Below are 20,562 nucleotides of genomic sequence, written 5' to 3'. Positions count from 1 at the left end.
GAAGGGCGTTTTGTTTTGCCAATGTATTACGCCAGCACTAAATCCCCTTGCGGGTGGCAGGAACAGGCCAGTACGTAACCGTCGGCAATCTCCTGTTCCGTCAGCGTCATGGTGCTACTGACGGTATACTCCCCGGAAATCACCTGCGTTTTACAGCAACCGCACACGCCAGCGCGACAGGCGGCCACCACCGGCATTTTGTTGCTTTCCAATGCCTCAAGAAGCGAACTGCCCACTGGCGCATAGAACGTTTTCATTGGCGAGAGCTTGCTGAATTTCAGCCCGCTGGTGGCGGCTTCCGCTACCGGCGTAAAGAATTTCTCTTTAAAGAAACGCGTCACACCCAGCGCTTTCACTTCACTCTCTACCCAGTCCATATACGGTGCCGGGCCACAGGTCATCACCGTACGCGCAGCCAAATCCGGTACAGCGTTAAGCAGTTCCCGGCTCAGACGGCCAGCGGCAAAACCGGCGGTTGCGTTATTTTCCGCCACCAGTGTGACCGGATAGTCGCGCCATTCATCGGCAAAAATCACATCTTCCGGCGAACGAACGTTAAAGATCACCTGCACATCGGCCTGCGGGCGATATTTCGCCAGCCAGCGACGCATGGACATGATCGGCGTCACGCCGCACCCTGCCGCCAGCAGCAATAGCTTATCGTTGGGTTCGTTATCGCAGGTAAATTCCCCCTGCGCTGCGGAAAGCCACAGATAATCGCCGCGTTTTACGTCCCGCGTTAGCCACTGCGAGCCTGCGCCATCGTCAATGCGACGCACGGTCAGCGTAATGTACTCGCTGACGCCCGGCGTGGACGAAAGGGTATAGGCACGCAGCGTTTCCGCGCTGTTGCGAATACTTACCAGCGCGTATTGTCCGGCACGGTACGGGTAGTAATCATGGCACATCAGCGACAACGTCCAGACATCCGGCGTTTCCTGCCGGATGTGATGAACCTGCATACGCCACGGGCACTGAGGGGTTGGCATGGTCATGATCTGCTCCTTACGCGCTCAGCAACTGCTGCATATCCTGTTCGACGGTCGTCACCTGGCGCAGACCGAATTTCTCATTCAGCACGGCCAGCAGATCCGGAGTCAGGAAGCCCGGCGCTGTTGGACCGGTGACAATGTTTGTCACGCCGAGGGAGAGCAGGGTCAGCAGGATCACAATCGCTTTCTGTTCAAACCATGACAGCACCAGCGACAGCGGTAAATCGTTAACGCCGCAGCCCAGTTTTTCTGCCAGGGTGACTGCAAGAATAATTGCGGAGTAGGCGTCGTTGCACTGACCAGCATCGATCAGACGCGGCAGCCCTTCGATGTTGCCAAAATCGAGTTTGTTAAAGCGGTATTTACCGCACGCCAGCGTGAGGATCAGGCAGTCGTCCGGCACCTGGGTGGCGAAGTCGGTGAAGTAGCTACGTTCGCCGCGTGCACCGTCACAACCGCCTACCAGGAAGACATGACGCAGTTTTTCACGGCTGACCAGATCGATCAGGGAATCCACGGCGCCGAGCAGCGTCTGACGACCAAAACCGACGGTGATCAGGTGTTCGATTTCGCTGAACGGGAAACCGGCCATTTGCTGCGCCTGGCGGAGCACCGGGGCAAAATCGTCGCCTTCCAGGTGGTTAACACCCGGCCAACCGACAATGCTGCGGGTCCAGATACGATCGTCATAAGCGCCAACGGTCGGGTCGATAATGCAGTTGGAGGTCATCACGATAGGGCCAGGGAAGCGGGCAAATTCCACCTGCTGATTCTGCCAGCCGCTGCCGTAGTTACCCACAAGATGCTTAAATTTGCGCAGTTCCGGGTAGCCATGGGCGGGCAGCATTTCACCGTGGGTATAGACGTTAACGCCGGTACCTTCGGTTTGTTGCAACAGATTGTAGAGATCTTTCAGGTCATGACCGGAAATCAACACGCATTTACCGGCTACCGCTTTAACATTCACCTGGGTTGGCGTCGGGTGACCATACATGCCGGTTTCACCCGCGTCGAGAATACGCATTACGCTGAAGTTCATCTGGCCGATTTCCATTGAACATTCCAGCAGCGCGTTCATATCAGCAGGCCAGGTACCGAGCCATGCCATAATTTTGTGGTAACGCGCATAGATATCGTTGTCGTACTGTCCCAGTACATGGGCGTGTTCCATATACGCCGCAGCACCTTTCAGGCCATACAGGCACAGCAGACGCAGACCGAGGATATTTTCGCCAATGGTGGCTTTATCTTTGTTCGGTGTGAAATCAGCGGCCTGGCGTTGCAGTTCGCCCAGATCGTCGCTCACCAGTTGCAGGGACGCCATCGGGTTGTCGACACTTGCCTGCGGATCAATAGAGAGGCAGAGGGTTTTCAGCGCTTCACGTTTGGCAATTGCTTCGCGGGCATAACCCACAATGCGCGTGGAGTCGAAGTTCACGTTGGTCAGCGTGGAGAAGAATGCGCGTGGCGCGAAGTTGTCGATCTCATGGTCAATCAGATCGTACTCACGCGCTTTGCTGGCCCAGGCGGAGAGCCCTTGTAACGCGGCAATCAGCAAATCCTGCAGGTCGGAGGTTTCTGCGGTTTTGCCGCACATCCCCTGCGCGTACGCACAGCCATTTCCCGCCGGAGTTCGGATGGTTTGTTCACATTGCACACAAAACATGGTCACACCTTTAATGAAGGTTAAAGTTATATTTAGAATACATGTTTAAGATTATGCTGGTGTGGGAAGGCTTAAAAGCGCTTTTGCATGCAAATTAAGGGGAGATTGATTTAGCGCAAGTTTGGCGGCAGCGATCTACCGCCAAAGGGGTATCAGGCAGAGAAAAATGCCATCAGTAGCGGAACCAGCAAGCTGAGCAGAAAACCGTGCACAATGGCGGCCGGAACCAGCTCCAGCCCGCCGGAACGTTGCAGTACGGGTAAGGTGAAGTCCATGGAGGTGGCCCCGCAAAGCCCCAGTGCGGTTGAGCGGCTGCGACGAACCAGCCCCGGAATCAGCACAATAGCGATCAACTCTCGCGCCAGATCGTTAAAGAACGTGGCGCTGCCAATCACCGGACCGAAGGATTCGGTGAGCAAAATGCCGGAGAGCGAATACCAGCCAAATCCGCAGGCCATGGCGAGGCCGGTTTTGAGCGGTAAACCGAGGATCAGAGCGTTTATCGCGCCGCCAACGAGTGAGCTTGCCACCACCACGACCGCGATGATCATACCGCGCCGGTTCAGGACGATCTGTTTGAGCGTCATGCCGCTATTACGCAACTGGATCCCCACCAGGAACAGCAGGAAAATCAACGTATATTCACTGGCTTCAGTGGCATGCTGTAAAAATGCCAACCCGCTAAGACCGAGGACAAAACCGATCACCACCACCCCGCACAGGCGCAGGGATTCCAGCGCCATCGCAATGCGTGATGGCAATTTTTCTTGTTGATGCTGATGTCGCCAGGGGAGCGTGCGTTCCAGCCACAATAATGCCGCTGCGTTACAGAGCAGGATCACCACCACGCTGACCGTCGTGTAGTGGAAGATTGACAATAAATTGGCGCTGAGATTATCCAGAAAGGCGAGACTGATGCCCATCAAAAACAGGATCAAATACACAATCCAGCTTAGCAACTTATTGATAAGTTTAAGTGCGGCCTTGTGTCGCAGCGGAATAAGATAACCCACAACCAGTGGCAGAAGAATAATTAACAATCCTGAAAGCATGAACAGCCCGAATCCTTGCAAAGTTAAAACATCCGGGCAACACACTACCGAACGCCGGAAGGGGAGTAAAGCCACGAAACCGGGTAAATTTCAGGAGAGTAGCAAAACAGCAGAATAGGCGAGCCGGGTCTGTTTCTGATACATATTTATCAATAAAATTTTGTACTTAGCACATGATCTGCGGCTTTTCATCCCGCTATACTTTGCTGAGAACTGGATGGGAAAAGGCAGGCAATGCCGGAGGATTCATGATTCTGGAGCGCGTGGATATTGTTGGATTTCGCGGTATCAACCGATTATCGCTGATGCTTGAACAGAATAACGTGCTGATTGGGGAGAATGCCTGGGGTAAGTCAAGTCTGCTGGATGCGCTCACGTTGCTGCTCTCGCCGGAAACCGATCTCTACCACTTTGTGCGAGATGACTTCTGGTTTCCGCCGGGGGATGTGCAGGGGCGCGAACACCATTTACATATCATTCTGACCTTTCGTGAATCAGCGCCGGGCCGCTATCGCGTACGGCGTTACAGGCCGCTGGCAGATTGTTGGGTCGCCAGTAACGATGGCTATCGCCGGCTGTTTTATCGTCATGAGGGGGAGTTGTCTGAAGATGGCAGCGTCATGACACTGCGCGGTTTTCTGGATGCCGAGGGGCAGCTTATTCCGTTGCCGGACATTGATGAAAGCGCCCGCCATCTGGTGCGCTTGTCGCCGGTGCTGCGTTTACGGGATGCACGCTTTATGCGACGTATTCGTAATGGTTCAATGCCTGACCGGCCGGAAATGGAAACCACCGCACGCCAGCTTGATTTCCTTTCTCGTGAGTTAATTTCGCGACCGCAAAACCTGACTGACGGGCAGATCCGTCACGGTTTATCCGCGATGGTGCAACTGCTGGAGCACTATTTTGCCGAGCAGGGGAGCGGGCCATCGCGTCAGCGCCTGATGCGACGCCGTTCCCATGATGAGCAGCGTAGTTGGCGCTACCTGGACATTATCAACCGGATGATCGACAAACCCGGTGGACGCATGTACCGGGTGATCCTGTTGGGCTTTTTCTCCACCCTGTTGCAGGCGAAAGGGACGGTGCATCTCGATCGCGATGCGCGGCCATTGTTATTGGTGGAAGATCCCGAAACGCGGCTGCATCCGATTATGTTATCGGTGGCCTGGCAATTGCTGAATCTGCTGCCATTACAACAGATTACCACCACAAATTCGGGCGAATTGCTGTCGATGACGCCGGTTGAACAGGTATGCCGGCTGGTGCGTGAGTCTGCCCGCGTTGCGGCCTGGCGCCTCGGGCCGGGGGGGTTAAGCACGGAAGATGCCCGGCGAATTTCATTTCATATTCGCGTCAATCGCCCCTCCTCGTTGTTTGCCCGCTGCTGGCTACTGGTGGAAGGGGAAACCGAAAATTGGGTGATTAACGAACTGGCGCGCCAGTGTGGTCATCATTTCGATGCTGAAGGGGTGAAAGTGATTGAGTTCGCCCAGTCAGGTTTAAAACCGCTGATTAAATTTGCCCGCCGGATGGGTATTGAATGGCATGTGCTGGTGGATGGCGACGAAGCGGGGAGAAAGTATTCCGCGACCGTGCGTGGTCTGCTGGATAACGATCGTGACCACGTGCGCGAGCACTTAACGGAACTTCCCTCGCTGGATATGGAGCATTTTATGTACCGGGAGGGGTTTGCCGATGTTTACCATCGCGTGGCGCAGTTACCGGAAAAAGTGCCGATGAATATGCGGCGTGTGATCACCAAAGCGATTCATCGATCCTCGAAACCGGATCTGGCGATTGAAGTGGCGATGGAAGCAGGAAGACGCGGTGTGGACGCAGTGCCACCTCTGTTTCGTAAGATGTTTTCCCGCGTGCTATGGCTGGCGCGCGGGAGAGCCGATTAGTTCTGGCAACGATGGGCAGTCTGCGCATGCAGGCTGTCGAGCAGCTCGTAGCGGCGGCGGTATTCCGCGCGTTTTTTACTGGCAATCTCTTCCATGGATTTACGCGGCATCACCGGGGGTAGCACAAAATCGCCATGGCTGTCGGCCACCGCCCCCAGGGATTCCCAGAAGCTGTTGTAATCCGCATGCAATTTCCCCTGTTTTTTCCGGCGATAGCGCACACTGCGATAGATATGCGTTTCGTTGCTGACGGCACGGATTTCATCTACCGCCAGGAATTGCCCCAACGTCATGGCGGCTTCCACCAATAGTCGTTTCGGGAACAGACCATGGCAGGCTTTCGTCGCGCTTTGAATCAGTTCATGCGGCACATGGGCTTTTGCACCCTGTAGTCCACCAATATAGAGGGTGTTTTTTCCGGCAAACGGGCAGAGCGTAAAGGTGAGTTCTGCCAGGGTGGTTTGCTGCGCATCGCAAAAAGCTAACGTCGCTTCGCCTTCTTTATCTTGCATGGCGTTGGTACACAGCCGCAGGAAATACGTTTGCTCGTCTTTGCCGTTCAGTATGGCCAGATCTGCGCCGGTTTTGCTCAGATAAGCATGCGTCAACGCAACAGGAAGTCGCTGTAGCGTATTTTCATAGTGCCAGCACAGGGCATTTGCCGCCTGTTCACGGTTGATATTGATCGACAACCAGGGACGATGCAATCGACACGGCAAACCGGGCTGAACCTGAAGGATCTGCGCCAGTTGCGGCAATTTGGCAAGCCGCGCCAGGTAACTGGCGGTACTGATCGGCGTGCACAGCGAGCGCAGCAAAAATTTTCGCCGGTAGGCCGGGTTTTTCCAGGCCAGGCCCGGCGTCAGTGCACCGGACGTCAATGCGCGGAAAAGCTGCCAGGCAGTCGTTGGAAGAGGTAATTCAGTTGAAGCGGCATCAGCAATGCTGGACATGATGAAATCCGGAAAATACGGGAGAAAGTTATTCAAGCAGGAGGATTCTCAACGCCAGATAAATGAAAAATGGAGAAATTAAGAATTTTCTGTTTCGTTGATGTTTTGTTTAGTTAAGATTGGTCTCTATACAACGCACAGTCCGACAATCTGGAATTTTTATGAAACTGAAGGGAAAACGCAGGACGTGGATCATTGTGCTGTCAGTGTTGATTCTGCTGGCGGCAGGGTGGCTGTGGGGAAAACTCAACGCGCCAGTTGTGCAATATCAGACGTTAATTGTCCGCCCGGGGGAGTTGCAGCAGAGTGTCCTGGCGACCGGCAAACTGGATGCGTTACGCAAAGTTGACGTTGGCGCACAGGTCAATGGCCAGTTGAAAACGCTATCGGTCAGCATTGGTGACAAGGTTAAGAAAGATCAGCTGCTTGGCGTTATCGATCCGGAACAAGCGCAAAACCAGATTAAAGAAGTGGAAGCAACGTTGATGGAGCTGCGTGCGCAGCGCCGTCAGGCACAGGCCGAGCTAAAACTGGCGCAGGTGACGCTGGCGCGCCAGCAACAACTGGTGAAAAGCCATCTGATTTCGCGCCAGGATTTGGACACTGCCGCCACGGATGTGGCGGTAAAAGAGGCGCAGATTGGCACCATTGATGCGCAGATTAAGCGCAACCAGGCAACGCTGGACACTGCAAAAACCAACCTTGATTACACGCGCATTCTCGCACCGATGGCGGGCGAAGTGACGCAAATCACCACTCTACAGGGGCAAACGGTGATTGCGGTGCAACAGGCGCCGACCATCCTGACGCTGGCGGATATGAGCACCATGCTGGTGAAAGCGCAGGTCTCCGAAGCGGATGTGATCCACCTGAAACCAGGGCAGAAAGCCTGGTTCACGGTGCTGGGTGATCCTGGCACCCGCTATGAAGGAACCTTAAAAGATATTCTGCCGACGCCGGAGAAAGTTAACGACGCGATTTTCTATTATGCCCGCTTTGAAGTGCCAAACCCGCAGGGCATCCTGCGTCTTGATATGACCGCGCAGGTGCATATCCAACTGGCGGGAATGAAAAATGTACTGACCATTCCACTGGCGGCACTTGGCGATCCGGTTGGCGATAACCGCTACAAAGTGAAAGTGCTGCGCAATGGGGAAACCCGCGATCGCGAGGTGATGCTAGGGGCGCGTAATGACACCGAAGTGGTGATTGTCAAAGGGCTGGATGCCGGGGAAGAAGTGGTCACCGGCGAACTGAAGCATGGTGCGGCGCAATGAGCGCATTGCTGACGCTGAACGCTATCCGGCGTAGTTATCCTTCCGGCGATGGGCAAGTTGAGGTGCTGAAGGGCATTAATCTGGAGATCCATGCCGGGGAAATGGTGGCCATTGTCGGGGCATCCGGTTCCGGAAAATCCACGCTGATGAATATTCTTGGTTGCCTGGATAAGCCCAGCAGCGGCACTTACCGGGTGGCTGGCACCGACGTGTCCACACTCAGTAGTGACGCGCTGGCGCAGTTACGTCGCGACCATTTTGGTTTTATCTTCCAGCGTTACCATTTGCTTTCGCATTTAAGTGCGGCGCAAAACGTGGAAGTGCCCGCGGTCTATGCAGGCACAGAACGTAAAACGCGGTTGGTCCGCGCGCGTGCATTGCTGTCGCGTCTTGGGCTGGGTGACCGCGCGGATTATCTGCCTGCCCAGCTTTCTGGTGGGCAGCAGCAGCGGGTGAGTATTGCCCGTGCGCTGATGAATGGCGGTCAGGTGATCCTCGCGGATGAACCTACTGGCGCACTGGATAGCCGCTCTGGTGAAGAGGTGATGGCCATTCTGCATCAATTACGCGATCGTGGGCATACGGTGATTATCGTCACGCACGACCCGCAGGTTGCGGCGCAGGCGGAGCGCGTGATTGAAATCCGCGATGGTGAGCTTATCAGCAATCCTCCGGCCAGGGCGAAAGCGATAACGTCAGCGCATGAGGAGGAGGGATTAACGCAAGCTGGCGGATGGCGGCAGTTTATCAGCCGTTTTCACGAGGCGCTGACGATGGCCTGGCACGCCATGGCAGCCAATAAGATGCGCACCCTGTTGACCATGCTCGGCATTATTATCGGCATTGCATCGGTTGTATCGATTGTGGTGGTCGGCGACGCGGCGAAACAGCTGGTGCTGGCGGATATCCGCTCCATTGGCACCAACACCATTGACGTTTACCCCGGAAAAGATTTTGGCGATGACGACCCGCAATACCGACAAGCACTGAAATATGACGATCTGACCGCAATTCAGAAGCAGCCGTGGGTGCGTTCTGCCACGCCGTCTGTTTCGCAAAATTTGCGTCTGCGCACGGACAACATTGATATTGCCGCCAGCGCGAATGGCGTCAGCGGGCAGTACTTCAATGTGTACGGCATGACGTTCAGTGAAGGCGCATCGTTTAATGATGAGCAACTGAAAGGACGGGCACAGGTGGTGGTGCTCGACAGTAATACCCGGCGTCAGTTGTTTCCCAATAAGGCCAGCGTGGTGGGCGAGGTGATCCTCGTGGGCAATATGCCCGCAACGGTGATTGGCGTGGCGGAAGAGAAGCAGTCTATGTTTGGCAGCAGTAAGATCCTGCGTGTCTGGTTGCCCTACAGCACCATTGCCGGGCGGATTATGGGTCAGTCATGGCTGAACTCAATAACCGTGCGCGTGAATGAAGGGTACAGCAGCGAGCAGGCAGAGCAGCAGCTCACACGTTTGCTCATGCTGCGTCATGGTAAAAAAGATTTCTTCGTCTGGAATATGGACGGCGTCTTGAAAACCGCAGAAAAGACCACACGTACTCTTCAATTGTTCCTCACGTTGGTCGCAGTCATTTCGTTACTGGTCGGCGGTATTGGCGTGATGAACATCATGCTGGTGTCAGTCACTGAGCGTACGCGCGAAATCGGCATTCGCATGGCGGTTGGTGCAAGGGCGAGCGATGTGCTGTCGCAGTTTTTGATCGAGGCGGTATTTGTTTGCCTGGTGGGCGGCGCGCTGGGGGTGACGCTGTCAATGGTGATTGCCATGACGCTGCAGCTTTTTTTACCCGGCTGGGAAATTGGTTTTTCGCCAGTGGCGCTGTTGACCGCGTTTTTGTGTTCAACCTTCACCGGCGTGTTGTTTGGCTGGTTGCCGGCGCGCAACGCTGCACGGCTGGATCCAGTGGACGCGCTGGCGCGAGAGTAATAAAAATGCCAGCCTGTTGGGCTGGCATTTTATCCGGGGCATGTACACAATAAATGATGAAGCGTCAGGCCATAGCTTCTGCTTCGACGGGCACGATGACGCTGGCATGATTGCCTTTAGGGCCCTGGTGTACATCAAACCGGACAGTTTGCCCGGCTTTTAGCGTTCTGTAACCATCCATTTGAATGGTGGAGTAATGTGCGAAGATATCTTCGCCGCCGCCTTCAGGGCAAATGAAACCAAACCCTTTGGCATTGTTGAACCACTTAACAGTACCCGTTTCCATGCTTCGACATCCTTCGTAAATCTTATTTAAGTAAGATGGAATGAACCGGTGGCAGAGTGTGGGGGCTGTTCAAAACCTCGCCAACTCTCGAGAGTACAATTTAGAGAAATCGGATAACGCGTCAAGCGTTTGGCTGGGGTTCTGGGAGGCCACGCATCAAAATTTTGAAGCAGTTAACGCTATTAAGAAAGAATGTGACAGCCGTCGCGGATGGTAACGATAGATGATTGTTATCTGACATCTGATGTAGATTGAAAATGCATCTAGACTCATTTTATCGGCCGATTAAACGTCGTCGGAACCTGTAACCTAAGATGAAAAGCTAACGATGGGTAAGAGCAACAGCTGGCTGGATTTTGAACAATTGGCGGATGAGAAACTGCGCGACGCGCTGAAACCGCCATCTATGTATAAAGTGATGTTAATGAACGATGATTACACGCCAATGGAATTTGTTATTGACGTGCTACAAAAGTTCTTTTCTTATGATGTAGAGCGCGCAACGCAACTGATGCTCACGGTTCACTATCACGGAAAGGCCATTTGCGGTGTTTTCACTGCCGAGGTCGCGGAGACGAAAGTCTCTATGGTGAACAAGTATGCCAGGGAGAATGAACATCCGTTGCTGTGTACGCTGGAAAGAGCCTGAATACAGGCAATAAAACTTGGGGGAGGTGCCTATGCTCAATCAAGAACTGGAACTCAGTTTAAACATGGCTTTCGCCAGAGCGCGCGAGCACCGACATGAGTTTATGACCGTCGAGCACTTGTTACTGGCTCTGCTCAGTAACCCCTCGGCCCGCGAAGCGCTGGAAGCGTGTTCCGTGGACCTGGTGGCGCTGCGACAGGAACTCGAAGCCTTCATCGAACAAACCACACCCGTTCTGCCTATGAGTGAGGAAGAGCGCGACACGCAGCCGACGCTCAGTTTCCAGCGTGTTCTTCAGCGCGCGGTGTTTCATGTGCAGTCTTCCGGCCGTAGCGAAGTGTCCGGGGCGAACGTGTTGGTTGCCATCTTTAGTGAGCAGGAGTCGCAAGCGGCTTATCTTCTCCGCAAACATGAAGTTAGCCGCCTCGACGTGGTGAACTTTATCTCTCACGGCACGCGCAAAGACGAGCCGGGGCCATCATCTGACGCAGGGAGCACAGGCAACAGCCAGGCGAGCAGCGAAGAGCAAGCAGGCGGGGAGGAACGTATGGAAAACTTCACCACCAATCTTAATCAACTTGCTCGCGTAGGAGGCATCGATCCTCTGATTGGCCGGGGTAAAGAGCTGGAACGCGCGATTCAGGTGCTGTGCCGCCGTCGCAAAAATAACCCGCTGTTGGTGGGGGAGTCCGGCGTGGGCAAAACCGCCATCGCAGAAGGGCTGGCCTGGCGTATTGTGCAGGGTGATGTGCCGGAAGTGATGGCTGACTGCACCATCTACTCGCTGGATATTGGTTCTCTTCTGGCGGGCACGAAATACCGCGGTGATTTCGAAAAACGTTTCAAAGCGCTGCTGAAACAGCTGGAGCAGGACAATAACAGCATTCTGTTTATCGATGAGATCCACACTATCATCGGTGCGGGTGCTGCGTCTGGCGGCCAGGTGGATGCCGCGAACCTGATTAAGCCGCTGCTTTCCAGTGGTAAAATTCGCGTGATGGGGTCCACTACCTATCAGGAATTCAGCAATATCTTTGAAAAAGATCGCGCCCTGGCACGCCGCTTCCAGAAAATTGATATCACTGAGCCGTCTGTTGAAGAAACGGTGCAGATTATCAATGGCCTGAAACCGAAGTACGAAGCGCACCACGATGTACGTTACACGGCGAAAGCTGTACGTGCGGCGGTGGAGCTCGCGGTGAAATACATCAACGATCGTCATCTGCCGGATAAAGCGATTGACGTCATCGACGAAGCGGGCGCGCGCGCGCGTCTTATGCCGGTGAGTAAACGCAAGAAAACCGTCAACGTGGCGGATATCGAATCCGTTGTTGCCCGTATCGCGCGTATCCCTGAGAAGAGTGTTTCTCAGAGCGACCGCGACACGCTGAAAAACCTCGGCGATCGCCTGAAAATGCTGGTGTTTGGTCAGGATAAAGCCATCGAGGCGTTAACCGAAGCCATTAAAATGAGCCGTGCAGGATTGGGTCAGGATCATAAACCGGTGGGTTCCTTCCTGTTCGCGGGCCCGACTGGCGTGGGTAAAACCGAGGTGACGGTACAACTGTCAAAAGCGCTGGGTATTGAACTGCTGCGTTTCGATATGTCCGAGTATATGGAGCGTCACACCGTCAGCCGTTTGATCGGTGCGCCTCCGGGCTATGTGGGCTTCGATCAGGGCGGTCTGCTGACCGACGCGGTGATCAAGCATCCGCATGCGGTACTGCTGCTTGATGAAATCGAAAAAGCGCACCCGGATGTCTTTAACCTGCTGCTGCAGGTCATGGATAACGGTACGCTGACCGATAATAACGGGCGCAAAGCGGACTTCCGCAACGTGGTGCTGGTGATGACCACCAACGCCGGTGTGCGTGAAACCGAGCGTAAATCCATCGGCCTGATCCACCAGGATAACAGCACCGATGCGATGGAAGAGATCAAAAAAATCTTCACGCCGGAGTTCCGCAACCGTCTGGACAACATTATCTGGTTCGATCACTTGTCGACAACGGTGATCCATCAGGTGGTCGACAAATTTATTGTCGAACTCCAGGTGCAACTGGATCAGAAAGGCGTGTCGCTGGAAGTCAGTCAGGAAGCGCGTGACTGGCTGGCTGAAAAAGGCTATGACCGTGCGATGGGTGCCCGCCCGATGGCGCGTGTTATCCAGGATAACCTGAAAAAACCGCTGGCCAATGAACTGCTGTTTGGTTCGTTGGTGGACGGCGGCCAGGTTACAGTCACCCTCAACAAAGAGAAAAATGAGCTGGAGTATGGTTTCCAGAGTGCTCAGAAGCACAAGCCGGAAACAGCCCATTAATTGCTGCTGTGACGTCATAAAAACCGGGTTCCTGTGGACCCGGTTTTTTTATCTCTACAGCAGAGAAGACGCGAAAGCAGAGTGGGGGATCACCGCGGGTGCGCTTCTATACGGTTTCGCCCATGATCTTTAGCAGCGTAGAGCGCGCGGTCTGCTTTATCAATCAAGCGTTTGTAATCCGGGTGATAATCAAAATCCACGAAGCCAATGCTGACGGTCACGGAGAAGTGTTGCGTGGGGGATACCTCAATACTGAGTGCGGCGATTTTCTGGCGTAACGCTTCCAGAATGATCTTCGCCTGGGTTAAATCTGACTCGACCAGCAAAACCATAAACTCTTCGCCGCCGTAGCGGAACACATAGTCGCTACTGCGAAAATGGTCGTAAATGACGGTGGCGACGGTTTTCAGCGTGATATCGCCCGCGCTGTGCCCGTAGTTGTCGTTGATTTTTTTAAAATGGTCGATATCCAGCATGGCCAGAATAAACGGTTTACGCACATTCAACGCCAGCGAAATCTCCCGGCGCATAATGGTGGGAATAAAGCGGCGATTGAGCAGTTGCGTCAGCGGATCTTTACCGTTTTCAAGCTCAACCAGCGCATCGAACATCGATGCGAGCAAGCGGTGGATCTGCCCGGTAAGCTGGCGTATCGCCTGCAACACCGCCATCCGCGACTCCGCCACCGGCGACAGCGCCGGGGTAAGCGCCTGCGTAATGTGTTCGTCTGCCTGTTTTATCAGGGTATCCATATTGGCCAGCATGTTGGGGTTGCCCAGCAGATGCTTGCCCTTATGAGAAAACCACATGCCGAATTCCGATTTTGCCAGAGGGATAAGATCCGCAGCCGGCAGCCCGGTGGCGATATTGTAGATAAACTGGTTTTCCCAGCTCGTCAGTGCGCTGATCTGCCGTTCGCGCTCAACATTCACATCGTCATAAATGGACAGCAGGCGATACTGTTCCTGTGCCTGCATGGAGTTCTGGTAGGTGGGTGAGTAAGATACCGTCATCGCTTCTATCGCAGTATCCATCGCCAGGCTACTGAAGCAAATAATCTCACTCAGTAAGGCGGCCGGGATCGTCTCTTTCGCCTGCAATACCTGATAAAGCTCGTTTTTCAGCTTACGCGCCCCGCGTGCAACAAGGTCAATTGGCAAGCCGATACGTGCGTGAATGATGCCAATTTCACGCTGTTTTTCTAATAGTTGCGACAGATCTTGCCGGGCGCTGCCCAGCACGCTGCGTAACCACTGGAACATGCTATGGCTGAGGCGCGTACTGACTTGTTCAGTGCTGAGAAACAGCTCGCTTTCATGATGTGAAAGCATGTAGTCATAAAAAACATTAACCAGATGGCGGATCTCCTCATCGCCCAGGCCGGTAAGAATATCGTGAACGGTGGGAGGCGTCTGGTGTAATAAAGCCTGCCATTCGCTAAGCAGTAATACGTGATTACTGTGTCCGGACTGTTCCATGTTTTCGCCAATCATTAATTTTGATGATGTTTGCTGCTGATAGTACGGCGAGAGGCGGGGGGATGGTCAAGAAAAAGAAGTTTCCCGGGGTGACATCTTTTCTGGTTTACACGGCGTTATCGCAACGTGGTTTGATTAACCAGGCGGGCATCAAAAGAAAAGGGAAGCGCTTTGACTGTTTTTAGCAACTGGCTGAAAGTCGGGTGTTGTGGGTTCAGCATAGCGTTGTTCTCGAGTGGAACCACGCAGGAAGGCAGAACCAGGGCAACGCCACTGTTGGCTTCGAGCCATGCGGTACCGAGATCCATGGTTGAGAGAGGGGCGGGGTTTTCCTGCCAGTCGGGTGGTAACCATTGTTTATCAAGGTATTCAATATCGTTATCGGGTATCTCAATACTGAACAGTCCGTACTGGGTGAGAACAGTGTCGCTGTGCACATGTACCAGCATTTCCAGCGCCGCCAGTGAAATGGACGACGCGACGTAAACAGCCGGGTGACCTTTATGATTCCATCTACCACCAAAGAGGTTTGCACCACTGCCAGTCCAGGCTTCGCTGGCGTAGCGGTGCGTCACAAGGCGATAGAAAATCAAGCAAACACCCCATGTTCCAGACGGCCAATCAGATCGGTTACTTCCAGCGCGCCGCTTTCAGTGGCGATTAACGAGATCGGCGCAACGTTGCCCAAACCGCGAACGGGTGCTTGCAACCAGTCATATGCCATCTTTTTGTTGCCGAAAAACTGCACCGCAGCATCGACCACTCTGACCAGACGCGCAATGCGTTCGCTCTCTTCCGGTGTTAATGTCCGACCGGTGCTTTTACGGCGGGCGACGTTGCGTTCATTAATTCCTGTTACGCGCAAAATATCGGAAAGGGACATTTCCGTCCATTCATGGATATTATCGAGGATGCTGACGGGCAAACCTTCATTTAGCATCTGAACGAGCTTAAGTCCTCTGTTTGCGGGGAAACCGGCAAAGCGCCAGAGCGCATTTTCAGCCGGTTTTTGATCCGGGCTCCAGGTTCTCATTATCCCTCCTTTATGCAGACATTTGTCATATCCAAGTATAGACAAATGTCGGAGGTGATTAAAGTTTAATCTGCGGGGGAGTGCGAAAGCAGAAAAACAAAAGGCCGGGATTACCCGGCCTTTAGAATGTGTGCACTTAACTGTGCTGGCGAAAGATCTTAGCGGCTACGGAAGACAATGCGGCCTTTGCTCAGGTCGTACGGGGTCAGTTCCACAGTCACTTTATCACCCGTCAGAATACGGATGTAGTTCTTACGCATTTTACCAGAGATATGCGCAGTGACCACGTGACCGTTTTCCAGTTCTACGCGGAACATCGTATTAGGCAACGTTTCAAGAACGGTACCCTGCATCTCAATATTGTCTTCTTTGGCCATCTAATCCTCGGGGGTATCACTACCATAATTTTTGAACCGGCAAGATAATGCCGAAGTTCGTCTGTTAAGTAAAGATTTGTGCTGATAAAACGCAGCAAAACGACTTTTGCATATTGCCCTCACGCCACAAGTCACGACGCGCGAAACGCGCATCCGTAAAGGGGAGCGATGAGATAAACGAAGGGCATCCCTGATACGAACCATTCCCGGATGAGGCGGGGCAACAGGCAAAAGCGGCTCTGAGCGTCCATTATAACACCCTGATAAAAAATGTGCCGAAAACATTCGTCAGAGGGATAAAAACAGCGTTCGTGGCACCCAAAAATGGGACGGTAAGGGTTGTTTACGCATATCGGCAAGGTGCAGCAGGTAATCCCGGCGCGGGATCTCTACAGCGCCCAGTGAGGCTGTGTGATTATTCAGTACCTGGCAATCAATTAATTTTCCGCCGCGACGCACAAATTCAGCGCTAAACACCAGCAGGGCGGTTTTTGACGCATTCACCCGGCGGCTAAACATCGATTCACCGCAGAATAGCGCCCCTTGCGAAACACCATACATACCGCCGACCAGTTCATCATCTTCCCAGACTTCAATTGAGTGCGCATGTCCTAACTCATGAAGCCGGTGGTACGCCATCACCACGTCTGGCGTGATCCAGGTGCCTTCATCGCGATCCTGTGAGCATCCATCAATCACCTGACCGAAGGCATGATTCAATGTGACGCGATAAGGGGAGGTTTTGTGAAAACGTTTCATGCTGCGGCTCACGTGAAATGACTCGGGCCATAGCACTGCGCGTGGATCCGGGGACCACCAAAGGATGGGATCGCCTGGGGAAAACCACGGAAAAATACCGCGTTGGTAGGCCATCAACAGGCGCGCCGGACTCAGATCGCCGCCCAGCGCCAGAAGCCCATTGGGTTCACGCAACGCCGCTTCGGGCGACGGAAACGCGATAGAATGACGAGAAAGCTGCACCAGGCGCATGACTTCAGTGCTCCACAACGCGACGAGGGACACAGGTTAATATCGTCATTTTGGCCGTTTTACTTTAGTGGTGCCGTAGCAGGAACGGCAAAATGACGAATATACACTTACAGACGCTGCTTAAACTGGTAGTACCGCCCCTGTTTCGCCATTAACGCTGCGTGATTACCTTGCTCAATTATTTGTCCGTTGTCCATCACAATTATGCGATCGCAACGCGACAACCCACGCAGGCGATGAGTGACCATCAAGAGGGTTTTTCCTTTCATTACTTCAGCCAGTAATTCAAGTATTTGGCTCTCGGTTGACGCATCCAGGCCCTCTGTTGGCTCATCCAGTAAGACCAGCGGGGCATCATGCAGTAACGCACGGGCAATCGCCAGACGGCGCAGCTCCCCGCCCGACAATTGACGTCCGCCTTCACCCAGCCATGCATTCAGGCCACTATCATCGAGCAGTTTTTCCAGCCCGACGCGCATCAACATTGCGGTTAACTGCTCATCGCTGGCGTGGGGTGCAGCAAGTAACAGGTTGTCGCGTAGGGTGGCGCTAAACAGATGCACGCGCTGCGGCACCATGCTGATAAGGCTACGTAATACCGGCTCAGAAAAGTCCCTCATTGGCTGGTCATTCAAGCGAATTTCACCGTGCTGCGGATCCCATGCGCGTGTAAGTAGCTGCAGCAATGTGGATTTACCGCAACCGGTGCGCCCGAGGATTGCCACATGTTCCCCGGCGGAAATCGACAGCGTTATGTTGTCCAGCGCCTGTTGTGGTTGACCGTGATAGCTAAACGACAGTGCATCAAGCTGCACGGCGACCTGTTCTGGCGCGGCGGTCGTATTTTGAGGGAATGTCACTTCCGGTTCGCATTCGGTGAGTTGGGTAATGCGCGTTGCAGACGCGATGACCTGACCGAGATGCTGAAAAGCCCCCGTGACCGGTGCCAGCGCTTCAAACGCTGCCAGCGCGCAGAAGACGAAAAGTGCGATCAGTGCGCCTGGCTGTGTGTTTTCACCCACACCACCGGAAGCAAACCACAGCATGGCGATCACCGCCGCACCGCTGATCAGCAACATCACTGCCTGCGAGACGGCGGTAAGATCGGACTGACGACGCTGGGCGTCATGCCAGTTCAGCTCGGTATTTTCCAGCTCCTGTCGGTAGCGCTCGCTGGCACCGAACAGCGTCAGTTCCGCCTGTCCCTGCAACCAACTGGTGAGCTGCTGGCGATACTGGCCACGCAAGGTGGTGAGATTCTCACCGGTGGGCTTGCCCGCGCGATAAAACAGCGGCGGCAGAATAAACAACGTTGCCAACATGATCCCGCCCAGCATCAGCGCCAGCGACACATCCAACACGCTCAGGCCAACCATCACTACAATAATCACCACCAGCGCACCCACCAGGGGGGAAATCACGCGCAAGTACAGATGATCGAGGGTGTCAACGTCGGCAACCACGCGGTTCAGCAATTCGCCCTGGCGAAAGCGGGCTAAACCGGCAGGGGAGAGCGGTAACAGCTTGCTGAAGGTTGATACGCGCAGATGTTCCAGTACGCGGAATGTGGCATCGTGGCTGACCAGACGCTCAAAGTAGCGACCGGCGGTACGAGTAATCGCCGCACCGCGGACGCCGGCAGCGGGGAGCATATAGTTGAAGCTGTAGATCCCGGCGACGCCGACCACCGCAGATGCGGAAAGAAACCAGCCAGAGAGTGTCAACAAACCAATACTGGCGAGCAGTGTAACAATCGCGAGGATCACGCCCAATGTCAGCATCCATTTGTGGCGTTTATACAATGCAAGATAAGGCAGCAACGCGCGCATTTAAATCTCCTCCTGACGATGAGCAAGAAGGTCGGCAAATGCCCCCTGCGCAGAGGAAAGCGCGGCATAAGTGCCTTGCTCGATAATCTGGCCATTCTGCATCACCCAAATCGCATCCCACTCAGCGAGGTTTTCCAACTGATGGGTCACCATCAGCGTGGATTGCTGGCGAGAGGCGTCATTCAATGCCTGCATGACGCGCTGCTCGCTGTGGGCATCCAGACTGGCTGAAGGCTCGTCCAGCAATAACAGTTTGCAGGGCGAGAGCAGGGCACGGGCTACAGCTACACGCTGCGCCTGACCGACGGAAAGACGGACGGCCTGATCGCCGGGTTGCGTTTCAAGACCCTCCGGCAACATCGGCAGAAACTCGTTCACCCAGGCTTTTTCCAGCACCGCCTGTAACGCTTCTTCACTGGCATCCGGGCGTGAAAGCAGAATATTGTCTCGCAGGGTCGTCGCCGGAAGCTGCGGGTTTTGCCCTACCCAGCTTATGACGGCGCGCCAGGCGTCCGGATCCAGATCGCCCAGTTCGATGCCATTGACTCGCAGCGAGCCTTCATAGGGCAGAAAGCCCGACAGCACATTTATCAGCGAACTTTTCCCTGAGCCGCTGCGTCCGACCAGAACAACGCGCTGCCCGGCGGGGAGCGTGAAATTGAGCGGGCCGGCAAGCACTGCGCCTTCCGGCGATTTGAGGATCAGGTTACTGGCCGTGAGCGTAATCGGCTCATCGGCTTTCAGCGTGATTTCACCGCGTTGTGGATGGGCTAAAGGTGCTTCCATAAAGGTTTTCAGGCTGTCGGCAGCACCTATCGCCTGGGCTTTCGCGTGGTAAAACGTACCGAGATCGCGTAACGGTTGGAAAAATTCCGGTGCCAGCACCAGCGCCAGGAAACCGGCAAACAGCGTGACGCCTGTTCCGTAGTGACCAAAATCGAGTTCGCCGAGGTAAGAGAAGCCAAAATAGACGGCGACCACGGCGATCGACAGTGAGGTAAAAAACTCCAGTACGCCAGACGAGAGAAAAGCGAGGCGTAACACTTCCATGGTACGGCTGCGGAAGTCTTGCGAAGCATGGCGAATGTTGTCGGTTTCTGCTGCACCGCGGCCAAAGATACGTAATGTTTCCATACCTCGCAGACGATCAAGGAAATGACCGCTCAAACGCGCCAGCGCTTTAAAGTTGCGGCGATTGGCATCTGCAGCACCCATACCGACCATTGCCATAAAGAGCGGAATTAGAGGGGCGGTGCCAAGCAAGATTAGCGCAGCGGCCCAGTTGATGGGAAACAGGGTGATAACAATCAGCAATGGCACGCTGGCCGCCAACGCCATCTGCGGTAAATAGCGGGCATAGAAGTCGTGCATATCGTCGATTTGCTCGAGGATCAGTGTCGCCCAGCTTCCCGCGGGTTTACCCTGAATCCAGGCCGGGCCCGCCTGTTGCAAGCGATCGAGCACGCGGCGGCGGATCTCGAAGCGAATATGCGCTCCGGCATGAAACCCCACGCGTTCGCGCATCCACACCACCCAACTGCGAAGAATAAAGATCAGCACCAGCATCGCGAAGGGCAGTAACAGGGCTTCGCGTGGGATATTTTCCATAATCATATGATTAAGGATGCGTGCAAGGATCCATGCCTGCGCCACAATTAGCACGCCGCTGACGGCGCCGAGAAGGCGGGAAGCCGTCAGCCAGCGACGGGAAATAATACTTTGCTGTTTTAACCAGCGGGTAAGCTCTTGTTGACGGGTTTTATTCATTGCGCGCTTTGCAGGTGAAGTTATCGGATTTTTAGTCTGCGCA

At 54.3% G+C, this 20,562-nt stretch carries 17 protein-coding genes; 5 read left to right on the top strand and 12 right to left on the bottom strand.

Annotated features, from left to right (window positions below):
* Positions 1-26 precede the first annotated feature (26 nt).
* From hcr to O9K67_RS16285, 3 genes are all read right to left on the bottom strand, one after another.
* Positions 27-995, bottom strand: coding sequence for an NADH oxidoreductase (gene hcr / locus O9K67_RS16295; RefSeq protein ID WP_061494650.1), 969 nt, complete (start codon positions 993-995; stop codon positions 27-29).
* Positions 996-1,005: 10 nt separating this feature from the next.
* On the bottom strand, positions 1,006-2,658 hold the full coding sequence (gene hcp, locus O9K67_RS16290) for a hydroxylamine reductase (protein ID WP_061494651.1): 1,653 nt from the start codon (positions 2,656-2,658) through the stop codon (positions 1,006-1,008).
* A gap of 152 nt (positions 2,659-2,810) precedes the next feature.
* On the bottom strand, positions 2,811-3,710 hold the full coding sequence (locus O9K67_RS16285) for a lysine exporter LysO family protein (protein WP_061494652.1): 900 nt from the start codon (positions 3,708-3,710) through the stop codon (positions 2,811-2,813).
* A gap of 248 nt (positions 3,711-3,958) precedes the next feature.
* Here O9K67_RS16285 and O9K67_RS16280 point away from each other — a divergent pair, with 248 nt between their 5' ends.
* The gene (locus tag O9K67_RS16280; RefSeq protein ID WP_061494653.1) at positions 3,959-5,617 is read left to right on the top strand and encodes an ATP-dependent endonuclease; all 1,659 of its coding nucleotides are present in this window, start codon (positions 3,959-3,961) and stop codon (positions 5,615-5,617) included.
* On the opposite strand, the gene O9K67_RS16275 is transcribed toward O9K67_RS16280, so the two are convergent.
* A complete protein-coding gene (locus tag O9K67_RS16275) occupies positions 5,614-6,570 on the bottom strand; it encodes a VirK/YbjX family protein (protein WP_061494654.1) in 957 nt (318 codons plus the stop codon). The two genes, O9K67_RS16280 and O9K67_RS16275, sit on opposite strands and share 4 nt — an antisense overlap.
* Positions 6,571-6,731: 161 nt before the next feature.
* Here O9K67_RS16275 and macA point away from each other — a divergent pair, with 161 nt between their 5' ends.
* Positions 6,732-7,847: a macrolide transporter subunit MacA gene (macA, locus tag O9K67_RS16270; protein WP_061494655.1), complete on the top strand. Its 1,116-nt coding sequence runs from the start codon at positions 6,732-6,734 to the stop codon at positions 7,845-7,847.
* Positions 7,844-9,790, top strand: coding sequence for a macrolide ABC transporter ATP-binding protein/permease MacB (macB, locus tag O9K67_RS16265; RefSeq protein WP_061494656.1), 1,947 nt, complete (start codon positions 7,844-7,846; stop codon positions 9,788-9,790). Before macA ends, macB begins: the two co-directional genes overlap by 4 nt.
* Positions 9,791-9,854: 64 nt before the next feature.
* Here the strand turns inward: macB and cspD are convergent, their stop codons facing one another.
* Positions 9,855-10,076: a cold shock-like protein CspD gene (gene cspD / locus O9K67_RS16260; RefSeq protein ID WP_061494657.1), complete on the bottom strand. Its 222-nt coding sequence runs from the start codon at positions 10,074-10,076 to the stop codon at positions 9,855-9,857.
* Between the two features lie 328 nt (positions 10,077-10,404).
* On the opposite strand from cspD, the gene clpS reads away from it, so the two are divergent.
* Together clpS and clpA are read left to right on the top strand one after the other, a co-directional pair.
* The gene (gene clpS, locus O9K67_RS16255) at positions 10,405-10,725 is read left to right on the top strand and encodes an ATP-dependent Clp protease adapter ClpS (protein WP_061494658.1); all 321 of its coding nucleotides are present in this window, start codon (positions 10,405-10,407) and stop codon (positions 10,723-10,725) included.
* Between the two features lie 31 nt (positions 10,726-10,756).
* Positions 10,757-13,045 (top strand): ATP-dependent Clp protease ATP-binding subunit ClpA, encoded by a 2,289-nt coding sequence (gene clpA / locus O9K67_RS16250; RefSeq protein ID WP_061494659.1) that lies wholly within the window; start codon positions 10,757-10,759, stop codon positions 13,043-13,045.
* 89 nt (positions 13,046-13,134) lie between these two features.
* Here clpA and O9K67_RS16245 read toward each other — a convergent pair whose 3' ends face one another.
* The 7 genes from O9K67_RS16245 to cydD all read right to left on the bottom strand — a co-directional run bounded on the left by O9K67_RS16245 (position 13,135) and on the right by cydD (position 20,519).
* Entirely contained in the window at positions 13,135-14,523 is a 1,389-nt protein-coding gene (locus O9K67_RS16245) for a diguanylate cyclase (RefSeq protein ID WP_061499941.1), read from the bottom strand.
* Positions 14,524-14,639: 116 nt separating this feature from the next.
* The gene (locus O9K67_RS16240; protein WP_061494660.1) at positions 14,640-15,116 is read right to left on the bottom strand and encodes an RES family NAD+ phosphorylase; all 477 of its coding nucleotides are present in this window, start codon (positions 15,114-15,116) and stop codon (positions 14,640-14,642) included.
* Positions 15,113-15,556 (bottom strand): type II RES/Xre toxin-antitoxin system antitoxin, encoded by a 444-nt coding sequence (parS, locus tag O9K67_RS16235; protein WP_061494661.1) that lies wholly within the window; start codon positions 15,554-15,556, stop codon positions 15,113-15,115. The genes O9K67_RS16240 and parS overlap by 4 nt, the downstream gene beginning before the upstream one ends.
* Before the next feature lie 158 nt (positions 15,557-15,714).
* Positions 15,715-15,933: a translation initiation factor IF-1 gene (gene infA, locus O9K67_RS16230; protein WP_001040187.1), complete on the bottom strand. Its 219-nt coding sequence runs from the start codon at positions 15,931-15,933 to the stop codon at positions 15,715-15,717.
* A gap of 288 nt (positions 15,934-16,221) precedes the next feature.
* On the bottom strand, positions 16,222-16,923 hold the full coding sequence (gene aat / locus O9K67_RS16220; RefSeq protein ID WP_061494662.1) for a leucyl/phenylalanyl-tRNA--protein transferase: 702 nt from the start codon (positions 16,921-16,923) through the stop codon (positions 16,222-16,224).
* 107 nt (positions 16,924-17,030) lie between these two features.
* Positions 17,031-18,752 (bottom strand): heme ABC transporter ATP-binding protein/permease CydC, encoded by a 1,722-nt coding sequence (gene cydC / locus O9K67_RS16215; protein WP_061494663.1) that lies wholly within the window; start codon positions 18,750-18,752, stop codon positions 17,031-17,033.
* On the bottom strand, positions 18,753-20,519 hold the full coding sequence (gene cydD, locus O9K67_RS16210) for a heme ABC transporter permease/ATP-binding protein CydD (RefSeq protein WP_061494664.1): 1,767 nt from the start codon (positions 20,517-20,519) through the stop codon (positions 18,753-18,755).
* Positions 20,520-20,562: the final 43 nt, after the last annotated feature.

The organism is Kosakonia oryzendophytica (assembly GCF_027886705.1).
GTDB lineage: Bacteria > Pseudomonadota > Gammaproteobacteria > Enterobacterales > Enterobacteriaceae > Kosakonia > Kosakonia oryzendophytica.
The sequence above is the reverse complement of the archived record's forward strand: the minus strand, read 5'-3'. Positions and strand labels throughout refer to the sequence as shown.